Source organism: Streptomyces sp. RB17, from assembly GCF_009604455.1.
Classification (GTDB): domain Bacteria; phylum Actinomycetota; class Actinomycetes; order Streptomycetales; family Streptomycetaceae; genus Streptomyces.
This window is the reverse complement of the sequence record NZ_WEGL01000006.1, coordinates 291,086-305,939: the sequence shown is the minus strand read 5'-3', so window position 1 is coordinate 305,939 and position 14,854 is coordinate 291,086. Positions and strand designations below refer to the sequence as shown.

Annotated in this window: 13 protein-coding genes; 6 read left to right on the top strand and 7 right to left on the bottom strand. The window is 69.7% G+C overall.

The features are described 5' to 3' along the window. Window positions 1-33 precede the first annotated feature (33 nt). The 6 genes from SRB17_RS26575 to SRB17_RS26550 all read left to right on the top strand — a co-directional run bounded on the left by SRB17_RS26575 (window position 34) and on the right by SRB17_RS26550 (window position 5,800). Window positions 34-234, top strand: coding sequence for a hypothetical protein (locus SRB17_RS26575; protein ID WP_153542669.1), 201 nt, complete (start codon window positions 34-36; stop codon window positions 232-234). Then, the gene (locus SRB17_RS26570) at window positions 231-1,565 is read left to right on the top strand and encodes a copper resistance CopC/CopD family protein (protein WP_323376265.1); all 1,335 of its coding nucleotides are present in this window, start codon (window positions 231-233) and stop codon (window positions 1,563-1,565) included. The genes SRB17_RS26575 and SRB17_RS26570 overlap by 4 nt, the downstream gene beginning before the upstream one ends. A 52-nt stretch (window positions 1,566-1,617) precedes the next feature. Further along, a complete protein-coding gene (locus tag SRB17_RS26565; RefSeq protein WP_153542668.1) occupies window positions 1,618-2,679 on the top strand; it encodes a cupredoxin domain-containing protein in 1,062 nt (353 codons plus the stop codon). A gap of 110 nt (window positions 2,680-2,789) precedes the next feature. Further along, window positions 2,790-3,341, top strand: a complete 552-nt coding sequence (locus tag SRB17_RS26560; RefSeq protein WP_153542667.1) for a hypothetical protein — start codon at window positions 2,790-2,792, stop codon at window positions 3,339-3,341. Then, window positions 3,329-4,075 carry a cupredoxin domain-containing protein gene (locus tag SRB17_RS26555; protein ID WP_153542666.1) on the top strand — a complete coding sequence of 249 codons (747 nt, stop codon included), beginning with the start codon at window positions 3,329-3,331 and terminating at the stop codon, window positions 4,073-4,075. Before SRB17_RS26560 ends, SRB17_RS26555 begins: the two co-directional genes overlap by 13 nt. Before the next feature lie 537 nt (window positions 4,076-4,612). Further along, a complete protein-coding gene (locus SRB17_RS26550; RefSeq protein WP_153542665.1) occupies window positions 4,613-5,800 on the top strand; it encodes a cytochrome P450 in 1,188 nt (395 codons plus the stop codon). Window positions 5,801-6,250: 450 nt separating this feature from the next. Here the strand turns inward: SRB17_RS26550 and SRB17_RS26545 are convergent, their stop codons facing one another. From SRB17_RS26545 to SRB17_RS26515, 7 genes are all read right to left on the bottom strand, one after another. Continuing rightward, window positions 6,251-6,454, bottom strand: coding sequence for a cold-shock protein (locus SRB17_RS26545; protein WP_126388790.1), 204 nt, complete (start codon window positions 6,452-6,454; stop codon window positions 6,251-6,253). Window positions 6,455-6,713: 259 nt separating this feature from the next. Then, window positions 6,714-8,567, bottom strand: a complete 1,854-nt coding sequence (locus SRB17_RS26540; RefSeq protein ID WP_153542664.1) for an RICIN domain-containing protein — start codon at window positions 8,565-8,567, stop codon at window positions 6,714-6,716. Between the two features lie 73 nt (window positions 8,568-8,640). Continuing rightward, window positions 8,641-10,377 carry an amylo-alpha-1,6-glucosidase gene (locus SRB17_RS26535; RefSeq protein ID WP_153542663.1) on the bottom strand — a complete coding sequence of 579 codons (1,737 nt, stop codon included), beginning with the start codon at window positions 10,375-10,377 and terminating at the stop codon, window positions 8,641-8,643. A gap of 51 nt (window positions 10,378-10,428) precedes the next feature. Further along, a complete protein-coding gene (locus SRB17_RS26530; protein WP_153542662.1) occupies window positions 10,429-11,253 on the bottom strand; it encodes a carbohydrate ABC transporter permease in 825 nt (274 codons plus the stop codon). Continuing rightward, entirely contained in the window at window positions 11,250-12,236 is a 987-nt protein-coding gene (locus SRB17_RS26525; protein ID WP_153542661.1) for a carbohydrate ABC transporter permease, read from the bottom strand. The genes SRB17_RS26530 and SRB17_RS26525 overlap by 4 nt, the downstream gene beginning before the upstream one ends. 10 nt (window positions 12,237-12,246) lie before the next feature. Continuing rightward, complete coding sequence (locus SRB17_RS26520; RefSeq protein ID WP_153542660.1) at window positions 12,247-13,494, bottom strand: sugar ABC transporter substrate-binding protein; 1,248 nt, start codon at window positions 13,492-13,494, stop codon at window positions 12,247-12,249. 132 nt (window positions 13,495-13,626) lie between these two features. Beyond that, complete coding sequence (locus SRB17_RS26515) at window positions 13,627-14,640, bottom strand: LacI family DNA-binding transcriptional regulator (RefSeq protein WP_323376264.1); 1,014 nt, start codon at window positions 14,638-14,640, stop codon at window positions 13,627-13,629. Window positions 14,641-14,854: the final 214 nt, after the last annotated feature.

Sequence of the window (14,854 nt, the reverse complement as noted above, 5' to 3'; positions counted from 1 at the left end):
CCAACGCCGTCGGACGGCTGCCAGAAGGGTGAGGTGCACCTGGTGCAGCCGCTGCTGAACGGCACACTCACCTCGCTGACCGACCTGCTGGACGGCCTGCTCGGGCCGGACGCCTCTGGGGTCGCGGCTTCCCCGACGCCCGCTCCCTCCTCGTCACCGTCGAGCACCGACCTCTCGCCGCTGTGCGTCGTCGTTGCGCCGTCACCCTCGGTACTGCCGGAGGTGCTCCGGTGAGACATCGCGCTGTGCGCCTGTGGACTACCGCGCCGGCCGCTGTTGTGGCCCTGCTGCTGTTCGCTCCAGCCGCTTCGGCTCACACCGAGCTGGAGTCCTCGTCGCCCAAGGACGGCACCCGGCTCACGCACACGCCGGCGACGGTACGGCTGACCTTCAGCGAACCGGTCGACCTGCCCGACGTCCGCGTCACAGCAGGTGGCAAGCGGCTCGCCGTGTCCCGTCCGGACCACGGCGACCGTCGGGGCAATGGTGTCGAGGTCTCCGTTCCGAGGGTGGCCGGTCAGGACCGGCTCTCCTTGGTCTGGCAGGTGCGAGACATGGAGGACGGTCATCCGACCTCCGGTACGCTCTCGTTTCCCCTCACCACGAAGGCGACGGACGCCTCCGCCTCCGATGACGCGGCGGTCGCACCCACGCCTTCTGACAGCGTGCGCAAGGCTTGGGCGGCCGCCCGCTGGGCCGGATACCTCACCCTCGCCCTCTACGTCGGTGGTCTCGTCTTCCTCGCACTTCTCTGGCCACACGGTGCCCAGGACCGCCGTACCCGCCGCATCCTCACGCTGGCCTGGGCGGGTGGGCTCGCGGCGAGCCTGGTCACACCGGGACTGCAGGGTGCGTACGGAGCGATGGGCGCCCTCGGCGACGCGTTCCACCTGACCACGTATCGGGACCTGCTGGGCACGGAGGTCGGCATCGTGGCCGCCTGCCGGGTGTTGATGTGGGTGCTCGCCGCCATCGTGCTCACCGCTTTGCTCCAGGGCGGCGAGCGGGCCGCGCGCTCGCCGGGCTGGCGGGTCGGCGCCCTCGCCGTCACTCTCGGACTGCTCCGTACGACCGGCATGGCCGGCCACAACGCCGAAGGCACGCATCCCGGTTGGGGTGCGGTGGCCGACCTGGTGCACCTGCTCGGCGTGTCCGTGTGGCTGGGCGGCCTGACCCTGCTGCTCCTCGGGGTACTGCCCAGGCGCCGCCCCGAAGAGCTCTCGGCCGCCGTTTCCGGCTACTCCACGCTGGCCGGCGTGTCCGTCGCGGCGATCGCGGTGGCCGGCGCGGTGCTGGCCTGGCAGATCGTCGGCTCGTTCGGGGCCCTGTTCCACACCGGCTACGGCCACCTGCTGCTGCTCAAACTCGCCGTCCTGGCGGCGGTGTTGCTCATCGCCCAGGGCAGCCGGAGCTGGGTGCGCACCCGGCTCGACATCGCGGTCCTGCTGCGCGGCGACCGCGCCACCGTACGGCCCTTCGTCTACTCGGTCGCAGCCGAGACGGGGCTCGTCCTCGTCGTCCTCGCCGCGACGAGTCTGCTGGTCACGTCCGCTCCCGGCCGCTGACCGGCCCTCCCTGATCCACCCCCTCTCACCTGACAAGGAGAGACGCACGATCATGCGTACCGACGACACCACCGCACCTCCGCCGCGCCACCGGCAATCCCGGGCCGGCAACCGGGTACTGCTGGCCACCGGCGTGGGCGCCGGCATCTCAGCCGTCGCCTGTCTCAGCCTCCTCCAGGCATCCAGCGGCGCCGCCGCTCCGGCCACCGCCGCTCCGGCAGCCGAGGCCCGCTCCATGGCCCAGGCACAGCCGGCCGCTGCACAGGCCAAGGCGGCCGACTACACCATCGAGATCAAGGGCTACAAGTTCACCCGGCCGAACCTGACCATCAAGGTCGGTCAGACCGTGAAGTGGATCAACGAGGACTCCGCTCCGCACACGGTCACCACGACCAGCGGCCCCGCCAAGTTCGACTCCGGCACCCTGAACAAGGGCGACAGCTGGTCGTACACCTTCACCAAGCCCGGCACGTACAAGTACTACTGCGCCGTCCACCCCGACATGACCGCCTCCATCACCGTCGTCGCCGACAGCGGCGGCGGCACCGGCGGTGGTACGGGCGGCGCGACCGGCGGTTCCGGTGGTTCGACCGGAGGCTCCACGGGCGGTTCGACCGGGGGCTCCACCGGTGGGTCCACGGGCGGCTCCACCGGGGGCGGCACGGGCGGATCGAACTCCGGCGGCTCCGGCGGCGGCTCGACCGGCGGCACCAGCGGCTCGGGCGGTACGAGCGGAGGCAGCGGTGACGGCGGCAGCGAGCAGTGCGTCAGCATCCAGCAGGTCCTGCTGCCGATCCTCCAGCACATCAACAAGGCCCACCTGGAGGAGTCCCCGGGCCAGCAGGTCCAGGACGCGCTCCATCTCGACAACTACATCAAGATGCACACCGTCTGGGTGGAGTCCATCCTCACCCCGGCCGTGAACGGCGCCGGCTCCGTCGGCGACGACACCCTCACGGTGCTCCTCCAGCACATCGACTCCGCACACCTGGAGGAGTCCCTGGGCCAGCAGGTCTCGGACATCCTCAACCCCGACGCCTACGTGAAGATGCACACCGTCTGGGCCGAGCACATGCTCGCCCCGACCGAGGACTACCTCACCAACTCCTGCTGACGCCGGGGCGATGAGACATGGCGGGCCGGCCGAGTCGCAGTCGGCCGGCCCGCCACCACCGCCATTGTCCCCGATCAGGCAGGCGCCCGCCACGAGCCCGAGGTACCGCCATGACCACCGAACTCCCGCCCACGCAACAGCTGCCGGTGCGCACGTCGTCCATCGCGACACTGCCTGAGCAGCCAGACCATGACTGGCTCCCCCGCCCCGGCGCGTACGCAGCCGCCGCCGGCCGCTGCATCACCGAACTCACCTACCGCATCGGTCCGTTGACCACCCTGCGCCGACGCGCCGACGTCGAGGAGGCGGCACTGACCGTCGCCGCCGATCCCGAGGACTGCGTCCTGAGCCTCGCGCTGGGCGGCGACGCGCTCGGCGGCGAGCTGCTCACTTTTGTCAGTACCGCGATCGAACCGGTGGCGGACGGACGGCGGCTGCGCGTGCCCGGGTCCCTCGGCACGGGCGACGCCTCGCTCGAGCCACTTCCCGCCACGCTGCTGCTGCGCGTCGTCGAGCGCACCGACGCCGGCCTCCTCGTCGTCGGCGCCGCGCGCGTCCCCTACGGCCCGCTGCACCGCACGACCGGTTTCGCCCTGTCCCGGACACGCCCCGCACGCCACCTCGGCCTGCTCGTCGCCGCGGAGTTCACATGCGCCCCTTGACCGCCCGGCTCCGGCCCGCCCACATCGTCCGCCTGCTGCCGGCAGCCCTGCTCCTGGCGAGCGCGGTCACCTTCCTCGCCCCCTGCCCCGCGCACGCTGCCACCTCGTACCGCGTCGTGATGTCCGGCTACGCCTTCAGCCCGCGCAGCCTGACCGTCACAGCCGGCGACACCGTCACCTGGGTCAACCAGGACCAGGCCCCCCACGACGTGAAGACCACCTCCGGCCCGGAGTCGATACACTCCCCACTGCTGAGCAAGGGCGGCACCTGGAGCCACACTTTCACCACGCCCGGCACCTACGGCTACGTCTGCACCGTGCACCCCGGCATGTCCGCGCAGCTCGTCGTCAATGCCGCCGCCGCACCCACTCCCACCACGCACCCGACCACCCAGCAGCACGCCGGTGGTTCCGCCCCCTCAGCCGCACGGCCCGCACGGCCCGCTCGGTCCGCTCCCGCGGTCGGCCCCACCGCGCACGCCGGGCGCAGCGCGTCGGCCGCCGCGCCGGCGTCCGGCAGCCCGTCTGCCTCCACCGCAGCGGCAGCCGCCGCGGCAGCACCGACCCAGCAGGCGGCCGCACCGGCCGACAGCACCACCTCTGCGGCCCGCCCGCTCGACCCGCTGCTCCTCCTCGCCGGTGTCGTCGCGGGTGTCGCCGTGCTCTGCCTGCTCCTGGTCGGTTCCCGCTCGGCCGCCGCGGGCGCGCGCCGCGACACCGCCTCGCCGAGCTGACGTACCAGCGGCCGCTCACTCTGTGCGCTCGGTCAGCCATGCAGCGTCGTGACGACCATCCACCGCCCAGACCGGCGGTCAGAGACAAGGCCCGTGCGCGGATCGCTCGCGACCACCGGTGGGAGCCCGTCTGCTGGTCGTCCGACGTGCTGTCTCGCTGCCCACGGATCAACCCCGACGGATTGAGCCACTGCCCGCCCGGCGTCACCCGGGTGTCGCCGCGGTGACGGCTCGGCTTGGTCGAACCATCATTTCAAGATCAACGAGACGTTCGCGATCGGTGGTTCCACCGGCGACACCGCCACGGCCCGCACCATCAACACGGTCGAGGCCCACCGACGGACCAAGGGGCATTCGGTGCGGCCGGATCTCGACGCCACGGTTCCGGCACGTGCACCGCCGAGTGTGGGGCGATGTCCGCCGCACACAGAGCGGGTCACCCACGGTGTGGGACCAGCTCAACGCACCGCCGCAGACGCATACGCTCTCAGTGGGCCGGGGAGGCCGGAATCCAGGAAGGGAACAGGGAGAGCTTCTATGGTGAGAGCGCACCGGTTTCCACTCGGCTCCGCGACCACGCTCACCGAGCTGGAGGACGACCCCCACCCCCGGCTGGCCCTGCTGCGCGCCCGCGAACCGGTTTCATGGCTCCCCGTGCTGGGCGGCTGGCTTGTGACGCGGCGTGATCTCGCACTGCGCGTGATGCGCGACGCGGCGACCTTCACGGTGGACGACCCCCGCTTCTCCACCGCGCAGGTGGTCGGTCCGAGCATGCTCTCCGTGGAGGGCGCCGAGCACAACCGGCACCGCGCCCCCTTCACCGACCCCTTCCGCACGCAAGATGTGCACGACCGGTTCACCGGGTTCGTGGAACAGGAAGCCGCCCGGCTCGTGGAAGGCATCCGGCCGCGTGGCAGCGCCGAACTGCGCCGGGAGGTGGCCGGGCCGCTGGCCGTCGCCGTCGTCGCCGAGTCGCTGGGCCTGATCGGCGCGGATGCCGAGGCGGTGCTGTCCTGGTACGACGCCATCGTGAGCGCGGTCTCCGACATCACCGCCGGGCTACCGGCGAAACCCGCCGGGGCGGCGGCATTCGACCAGCTGCGAGGAAGCGTCGAGGCGACGGTCGCGGCAGGAAGCGAGGCGTCGCTGCTGGTCACGGCGGCCGAGAGCAAGCGCCTGCAACTGCCGGAGGTGGTCGCCAACGCCGCCGTGCTGATGTTCGGCGGTATCGAGACCACCGAGGGCATGATCGCCAACGCCGTACTGCACTTGCTGGCACACCCTGGTCAACTCGCCCTCGTGCGTGCCGATCCCGACCTGGTCGACGCGGCGATCGAGGAATCGCTCCGCCTGGAACCCGCCGCGGCGGTCGTGGACCGCTACGCAACCGCCGACGTGACGATCGGCGGGGCGGACGTGCGGCGCGGTGATCTGGTGGTCGTCTCGCTCGCCGGTGCGAACCGCGACCCCGAGATCTTCCAGGACCCCGACGGATTCGACCTGCGACGGGGCAACTCCCGCCTTCAGCTGGCCTTCGCGCACGGCCCACACTTCTGTCTGGGCGCCCACCTTGCCCGCCTGGAAACCCGGGCCTGCCTCCTCGCGCTCCTCGATCGTCTCCACGGCCTGCGGCTCGACCCGGCCTCGCCCACCGCGCCCAAAGGCCTGGTCTTCCGGAAACCCCCGGCCCTGCGCGTCCGCTGGGACGTGTCGGCACAGCGCTGACGCGATGCCGGGTCACCTCCGCTGTGCGGTGTACCGGCACCGTCGAGGGAGGTCAGGTGGCGAAGCCTTCGGGCGAGTGAGCGCGGCTGCGCTCGACGTCGCTGAAGACGGCCCTCAGGTGGCGGGAGGGCCGGGGGGTGACCGGCAGCGCGAACTCTCCCTGTGGTGCGGAGGGGCGGCGTGCGGTGTCGCCTGGACCGACGCCGGTGCGACCGTGACCCTTGCGACCGTGACCCTGTGGACGAAAACGGTCGTTCGCGTGAGCTGAACGGCTCATGGAGAACCTGCCTCGACAGGGAGCGCATCGAGGAATTCCCGACCGGAATGAGTCGGATGAATTGCAGGAAACGAGCCGAATGCGCGATCAAACGAATTCGACCTGGGTGCAAAAATCAGCGAGCTGGGACCCCACCCAACGGTGAGGCCCCAGATATCTCATACTCTTCGACGTCAGGCGGGAGTGATGTTCTCCGCCTGCGGACCCTTCTGGCCCTGCGTGATGTCGAAGTTCACCTTCTGACCTTCCTGAAGCTCACGGAAGCCCTGGGCGGCGATGTTCGAGTAATGGGCGAAGACGTCCGGGCCGCCGCCGTCCTGCTCGATGAAGCCGAAACCCTTTTCCGCGTTGAACCACTTGACGGTGCCAGTAGCCATTTCACATCTCCTTGGGTGCAGTGCCCGAGGAGCTACAAAAATGCCCGGGCAGCATGCAGTTGCCAAGGCACTTGAAGTTTTCGGGAACCACAACTGCAACTACCTGTAAGTTTAGCACGATATATGCATCCGCACTACTTTCACCCGTACATCCCCTTTTTACTGTCCGAGGACAGTCGATCGCACCTCTCGACTCGGATTATCCCGAGCCATGGCCACGAAAGAGAGGGCCGAGGCAGGCGGCCGCACGTGTCACGCGTCAGCTCTTGCCGGAGAGACGCCAGATCTGGTTCTTCTTGGCACTCAGCGCGCTCGCCGGGTCGCAGGCCCACTGGTGGATCAGCGCGCCGGCCGTCGTGGAGACGTTGCTGACGTCGACGCACTTGCCGCTGTGGACGGCGACCAGTTGGTAGTCCTTGCTGTTGCCCAGCGCGGTGACCGGGTTGAGCGTGAACTGCTGGTTGGTGCCGCCGTTGCAGGTGTACTGGATGACGGCGGCGCCGTCGGCGGTGGATGCCCCGGAGACGTCGAGGCACTTGCCGCTGAGCTCGTCGACCACGGTGTACGTGTCGGTCTTGCCGCTCACCGGCCTGAGGTCGAGCATCTGCTGGTAGCCGCCCTCGCAGTACCACTGCTGGTACTGGGTCTTGTCGGCGGTGCTCAGATCGGTGTCGTCCAGGCACTGCCCACTGTTCTCGCTGACCGCGACCGTGGAGATGGTGGTGTTGGACGGCGCGAGCAGGGTGACGGTGTAACCGTCCTTGGCGTTGCTCCAGGGGATGCGCACTGAAGCCGCGTTGTTGCTGACGGTCAGGGTGGTGTCGGATACCGTCTCTGGGCCGGTCACTGCGGCGCCGTTGTTGTACGGGACACGCTGGACGACCGCACGGACCTTGCCGCTGTCCACCACGGACGTGGTGTTCAAGCCGGTGAGGTCGACGGTCACGGTGCCGGTGTCCCCATTGCTGCCGAGCAGGATCTTGGCGTCCTTGGCGGTGTTGTCCTTGACGGCCAAACCGTCGGTGCCGGGGCCGGGGACGAGGTTGACGATGTTGCCGGTCTGGGAGCCGTAGTAGCGGTACATGAACCACTCGCCCAGCGGCAGGTACTGTCCGGCGCTGTTCTTGGTGAGCAGGTTCGCCTCGTCGTCGTGCAGGCCGGTGCCGGAGGCCCAGTTGCCGCGCAGGCCGTCGGCGCCTGCGCGTTCCAGGCGGCCGATGAACCAGGCACCGCCGCCGGGGGACTGCATGGACAGGGTGGCGTACTCGTTGATCTGGTACGGGCGGGTGTTGGTCAACCCCGCTGCGGCAAGGACGGAGTTGGCGCGGCCGACGTCGGTGGCGGGGTCGCCCGGTTCGTCGTGCCAACTGTAGATGTCAGGGGCGACGTTGTTGGCCTTGACGTAGTTCAGGTACGCGGTCCACCAGGTGCTGGACGAGTTCGGCTGGCTCGCAGTGCTGGGGCCGACGATCAGCTGGCCCGGGAACGCGGCCCGGACCCGGGCGTAGAAGCGCGACCACATCTGCAGGTACTGCGCCTGCGAGGGCTTCCAGAAACCGCTGCCGTCAGGCTCGTTCCACAGGTCCCACTCGACGTTCATGTTGTTGGCTTTGACGTCGTTGATGAGCTGGGTGACGAAGTTGTCGAACTGCGTCCAGTCACCGTTGTCACCGGGCCAGCCCTGGTTCGTGGTGCCGTCGGCGCCCCACAGGTCGTGCGGCAGCAGCACGAAGGTGCCACCGAGCGCGACAGCCCGCTTGTACTGGGCCAGGGTCGCGTTCCAACGGGTCCGGTAGTCGGCGAGGCTGGTGGCGTAGCCGCCGCTGTTGAGCTGTGCGCCGCCGGCCCGCATGAAGTGCCACTTGATGTCCTTGAAGAAGTGGTCCTGCGGGAGTGAGCCGTCCGGCGTCATGCCGTAGATCGTTCCGGAGGCGTGGTGTGCCGGGGCGCCACCGGCGGTGGCGAAGTCGACGGTGACGGTGGTGTCGGCAGCCTGGGAGCGGGCGGCGGGCACCAGAGTTGAGGCCAGCGCCGCCATGAGGACGGCGACGGACGAGACCGTTCGGCGTCCGGCGCGGGCGGTGCGTCCGGGGGGCGTTGTGGGCGACTTCATCGGGCGGCTCCTGCGGAGGGAGGAGGAAGGAGCGGAGCCCGCACGGCCCGGGGGCCGTGCGGGCGGCGGCCGGTCAGCGACCGGCTCGGTACACGTGTGCTTCAGCCAGCAAGAGGTAGCTGCTGGCGGTCCAGGTGTAGGCGCGGTCCCGCAGGCCCGTTCCGGTGAGGGCGTCGAAGTTCTCGGCGAAGCCGTGGGTCTCGCACAGGGCGCGGAAGCGGCCGCTGATGTCGTCGGCCAGCCGGTGGTGTCCGGCCCGGCGCAGGCCGTCCTCGATGAGGATGGTGGCGGGGGCCCAGATCGGGCCGCGCCAGTAGCCGTCGGCGAGGTAGTGCGGCGAGGTGGTCAGTTCGGTGGCCAGGCCGTACGGCGTCAGGTGGGCCTTGATGTGGTCGGCCAGCGCGCTGCTGATCTCGTCGGGCAGGTGCTCGCCCAGCACGATGGGCATCAGGTCGAGCAGGCTGGCGCTGCTCCAGGTGTTCCCGGTGCCGACCCCCCGGGCGACGAACCTGTCACCGGTCCAGAGCTGGTCGATCAGGGCCTGCTGTATCTCCCCGGCTGTGCGCGTCCACCGGATCGCCTCGTCGGACTCCCTCAATTGCTCAGCTATAGCGGCCAGTTCGTGCAGCTGCAGGACGAGAAAGGCGGCCAGGTCGGCGGTGACGACCACCCGCTCGGAGTCGAACGTGGTGGCGTTGTCCCAGCCGCTGTCGTTGCCGTGCTGGTAGTAGGCCAGGTCGTCCCCGGGGACTCGTCGTGCGGTGAGCCAGAAGTCGGTCCAGCGCTTCAACCGCTCGTACACCTGGGCCAGTTCAGCCCGATCCGGAGGTGTCGGCAGTCGGCGACGCAGATGACGGAGGGTCCAGCCGTGGATGGGAGGTTTGACGAAGTTGTGGAGGACCTCGGAGTGGGTGACGGAGTCGGGCAGGGCGCCGCTGTCGTCCTGGTGGTCGAAGGGCAGCGCGAACTGGTCCAGGGCCAGTTCGGGACAACCCGGTCCGAGGGCGAGGGCGTTGAAGCAGTGGTCCCAGCTCCAGACCTTGTCCATCCAGTGCTTGGACATCAGTACGGCGGGCCGCGTGACCAGTCCGGCCGGCCGTACGGTCGCCGACCAGACGACGTAGGCGGCGAGCTCGGCCGCCGGGGTGGCCGCCGAGCGCCAGGGGGCCACCGCGTCGGCGAAGTCCGCGAACACGCCCCGCGCGGACTCCACGAGGTCGTCGAAGCTCGCCGAGGCCGCGTACGGCGCTCGGGCGGTCTGGAACTCCTCGATCGCGATCTCCCACGCTCCGTCCGCCGCCGCGGTCACGGCCACGCCGCGGTCGGCACTGCCCAGGGCCTGAGCACCACCCGACACGGCGATGGAGCCGGACAGCACGGCGACGCGGTAACGGCGTCCGGTCTCGTACGACGTGAACACGTGCGCGCCCGCCGCCGGGTCGCGAAAGAAGTACGTTCCGCTGAACGGAGTCAGGGTGTGCGCCGCGGCGAAGACTCCGATACCCAGGCCGCTCCCCCGCAGCCGCACGGTGTCCGGCGACTCGTAAGCCAGGTCGACGCGCCCGCTCCCGCCGATCCAGCTGAGCAGGCCTGGTGTCGCCTCGACGCGGGTCTCGGCCCGGCCGCCCGTTGCCGGGTCCCGGGGGACCAGGCGCAGAACGGCGTGCATGCCGTTCTGGTGCGAGACGAGGTGGAGGTCATCGGCGTACGTCTTCTCCGCCACCACGGGCGATATGTCGAACCAGGATCCGTATGCGCTGAACGGGATGTCCTGGACGGAGAAGGCCGGGCCGGAGCGGGCGGCGGTCATGAAGTTCGACTCGTTTCTCGAGCACAGGGACTCGAACAGAGGGGAAGGAACTCAGTCCTTGACGGCACCGGCGGTCACGCCGGCGGCGACGTAGCGCTGCGCGAGGACGAGGATGACCGCGGCCGGCAGGGAGGCGACGACGGCGGTGGCCATGATGGCGTTCCATTGCTGGTTGTTGTTGCCGATGTAGTGGTAGATGCCCAGGGTGATCGGCTCGTGGGCGCCGCCGTTGACGAGGGTGCTCGCGAAGACGAAGTCGGACCAGGACCACAGGAACGCGAACAGGGACACGGTCACGACGGCGTTGCGGCTGATCGGCAGGACGATGGACCAGAAGGTGCGCAGTGGCCCGGCGCCGTCGGTCGTCGCCGCCTGGAGCAGTTCGCCGGGGATGCCGGACATGAACGCGGTGAAGATGAGGACGCCGAAGGGGACGGCGAGGGTGGAGTCGGCGACGATCAGGCCGGGCACGGTCTGCAGCAGGCCGAGCTGGAGGTAGATGGCGTAGAAGCCCATCGCCATGATGATGCCGGGGATCATCTGGGCGGCCAGCAGAACGAAGTTCAGGATGCCTCCGCCGCGTGGGCGCAGCTTGGCCAGGGCATAGCCGGCGGGTGCGGACAGGGCGACGGTCAGGACGACGGTGCCCAGGCCGATGACGAGGCTGGTGCCGAGGTAGGGCAGTTGCTCTTGGAGGACGGTGCGGTAGCCGCCCAGGGTGCCATGGACCGGCAGCAGGTCCGGTGGGCTCTTGCGCATGTCCTGGTCGGGGGTGAGGGAGACGTTGACCATCCAGTAGACCGGGAAGAGCATGATCCCGGTCAGCAGGACGCCGATCGTGGTCTTCACCGGCGTGCGCCTGCGGCCTCGGCTCATGACAGTGCCTGCTTTCTCTGGGCCCGGACATAGACCAGGCCGAAGACCAGCGCGGCGACCACGAGCAGGTTTCCGACGGCCGCGCCGGGGCCGAAGGCCGGCAGGAGGTTGCCGAAGCCGAGCTGGTAGGACCAGGTGGCGAGGGTGGTGGACGAGTCCGCCGGGCCGCCCTTGGTCATGATCCAGATGATGTCGAAGACCTTCAGCGTGTAGATCAACCCCAGCAGCAGGGTGATCGCCGACACCGGGCGCAGCAGCGGGAAGGTGACGCGCCAGAAGCGCTGCCAGGCATTCGCCCCGTCGATGGCGGCGGCCTCGTACAGACTCGCGGGAATGGACTGCAGGCCGCTGTAGAGGACGACCAGATTGAAGGGGACGCCGATCCAGATGTTCGCGATGATCACCGAGGTCAGCGACCAGGACGGCGAGGTCAGCCAGTTCACCGGACCCATACCGATGGCGTGCAGGGCGGCGTTGACGACGCCCGACTCGCTGTTCAGCAGCCACGACCAGGTGGAGGCCGAGACGATCAGCGGCAGCAGCCAGGGCACCAGGAACAGGGCGCGGAGCGTGGCCGAGAGCCGGAAGTTCTGGTTGAAGAAGACCGCGAGGGCGAGTCCGATGGCGTACTGGAAGACCAGGCACACGGCGGTGAACACCGCGGTGTGCAGCAGGGCCGGCGCGAACGTCGGGTCGTCGAAGACGGCGCGGTAGTTCTTCAGGCCCGTGAACGGCGCGTCGCCTTGGACGAAGGAGCGGACGGTGTACTCGCGCAGGCTCAGGTCGATGTTGCGGTACAGCGGATAGGCGTAGAAGAGGAGGAGGTAGAGGGTCACCGGAGCGAGGAAGGCCCAGGCGGCCCACTGGGTGGAGGCGGGTCGCCGCCGCCTCCCGGTGCGGGTCAGGGGAGGGGTGACGGAGGCCGCCCCGTTCCCGACGCGCACAGAACGGTGGTCCGGTGGATGCGTCGTCGTCTGCTTCATCGGGCCCACGTCACTTGACGGCGGACTGCGCCGAAGTAAGCGCGTCCTTGGGCGACTTGGACCCGCTGAGCGCGGACTGGACCGCCTTCCACATCTGTTCGGAGATCTTGGGGTACTTGGTGCCCAGGTCGTCACTGGTGCGGCCCCTGGCCGCCTTGACCGCGACCACCCACGGCTTCAGCTCGGCGTTCGCGGCCACCTGCTTGTCCTGCACCTCGCTGGTGGGGGCCACGTAGGACAGCGTGGTGTCAGTGGTGTAGAGGTTGTCGCCGCTGGTCAGGCAGGTCGCCAGCCTCTGGGAGACGGCGTAGCGCCCGGTGGCCTTCTGGACCGGGAGGGTCACGAACTCGCCGCCGGTCGGGGCCGCGGCCTGACCCCCGTTCGCGGCGGGAATGGGCAGGACGCCGTAGTCGAAGCCGGCCTTCTTGGCATTGGCGAGTTGCCAGGTGCCGTTCTCCGCGAACGCGTAGTCGCCGCCGGCGAACTCCTGCCAGCTGGTCGTCTGGGTGTTGTTGAGCACCGAGTTGGGGGCGTAGCCGTTGTTCAGCCAGTCCTTCCACAGGGAGAGGGCGGAGACGGCCTGGGCGGAATCGAGTTCGGTCAGCTTGCCGCCTGCGCCCCAGAACCACGGCAAGAACTGGAAGCTGCCCTCCTCCGTGCCGATCGCCGAGAACGTGATGCCCTTCTTGCCCGCCTTCTTGACCTTCTCCAACGCCGCCGTCAGTGACGTCCAGTCCTTGACCGCGGCGACGTCCACCCCGGCCTCCTTGAGCACCTTCTTGTTGTAGTAGAGAGCGAGGGTGTTGGCGCCGATCGGTGTGCCGTAGGTCTTGCCGCCCGACTGGCCGGCCGCGAGCAGGTTGGGGTCCACCTTCGAGGTGTCCAGCTTGTTGTCGTCGGTCGTGGTGAGTACGCCTGCCTCGGCCAGGGTCGAGACGACCGGGTTGTCGACGATGAGGACGTCCGGCGAGTTGCCCTGCTGCGCCGCCAGCAGCGTCTTGTTGCCCAGGTCGCTGGTGTCGAAGCCGGTCCGCTTGATCTTCACTCCGGCCTTGGTGCCACACTGGTCCAGCAGCTTCGCCCAGGCCGAGCTCTTGTCGAACTGCGGGTACGGGTCCCAGATGGTGTACGTGCCGCTGCCGGCACCCTCGGTGCCGCTGCTGCCCGAGCCGGAGGAGCAGGCGGTGGCGCCGGCGGCCACGGCCAGGGCGGTCAGGGCTGCGGCGGTCGGACGCCGCCGTCGGGAGGAGCTGTTCATCGCGGGTTCCTTTGGTTTCGGGCATGCGGGAGCCGAGGGCACGGGGTGACGAGGAAGAACGGGCACGCCGGACGGCGCCGGTGAGCGATCGGCGGGTGAAGCGGGAACCTGGGGGTTACCCGAGGGGTGCGGTCAGGGCGCCGTACCGGGACCGGTGCTGGCCCGCAGCGAGATCGGCGGCGCGAGGAGATGGTGCCGGGGCGGAGCGTCGGGATGGTCCAGCCGCTCCACGAGCAACTCGACGGCGCGACGGCCCATTTCCTCCGCCGGTACGTCGGCCGCGGTGAGCTGCGGAGTCACCGTCTCCGCCCAGCGCGCGGCCACGACCCCGGTGACGGAGAAGTCGCGTGGCACGTGGCGGCCCGCCTGGGCGAGCCCCCGGTACAGGCCTCCCAGGGCGGCCTCGTTGAGTGTGACCAGGGCCGTGGTGGCCGGGTCGTCGTGCAGGATCCGTTCCAGGCAGGCCTGGCCGGACGCGGCGTCGTCCCCGCAGCAGTACGTCCGCACCGTCAGCCCGCGCTCGGCGGCGGCCTTGGTGAAGCCGTCGAGGCCCCGGTGCGCGGACTCGTATCCGGATCGCAGCAGCTGCTCGGGCCGGTTGACGAAGGCGACCCGCCGGTGGCCGAGGTCCGCCAGATGGTGCACGCACGCCGCCGCCAGCGCGGTGTGGTCCAGGCCGACCCACCAGCTGCCCTCGGGGTGAGCGGTGCGGCCGATGGCGACGGAGGGGAAGTCCAGGGCGGCCAGGTGATCGACCCGGTCGTCCTCCAGCCTGATCTCCATCAGGATCGCACCGTCGACGCGCCGCTCCCCCAGCAGCCGCTGGAACGAGCGGTCGCTGTCCACACCGCTCGGGGACAACAGCACGTCGTAGTCGTAGGCCGCGGCGGCCTCCACCACACTGCCGATGAAGTCCAGCTGCATCCCGGTGTAGTGGTTGCCGGCCGGCGGGAACACCAGGCCGATCGTGCTGGTCCGGCCGTTGGCCAGGGCCCGCGCACTCGCATTGGGCCGGTAGCCCAGTTCGTCGATGACCTGCTGGATCTTCCGGCGGGTGTCGTCGGAGACAGGGCGCTTGCCGCTGAGCGCGTAGGACACGGTGCTGCGCGAGACACCGGCCCGCCGGGCGATCTCGCCGATGTTCACGGTGCCTCCTTGCTCGAACCGGTTCGACGCCTCTAGCAGGGAGCGGCCGCCGGTCGTGAGGGTGAAGGGTGGGACGCGGATCAGGAGCCGGTTGTCGAACCGGTTCGCGTGAAGCGAAGGTAGGAAGGACCCACACGACTGTCAACACCTCCTGCCGGACTTTTCCGACGCCGAAAGGGCACGAAGGCACCCTTGCGTCGGAGGGATTGCTGGT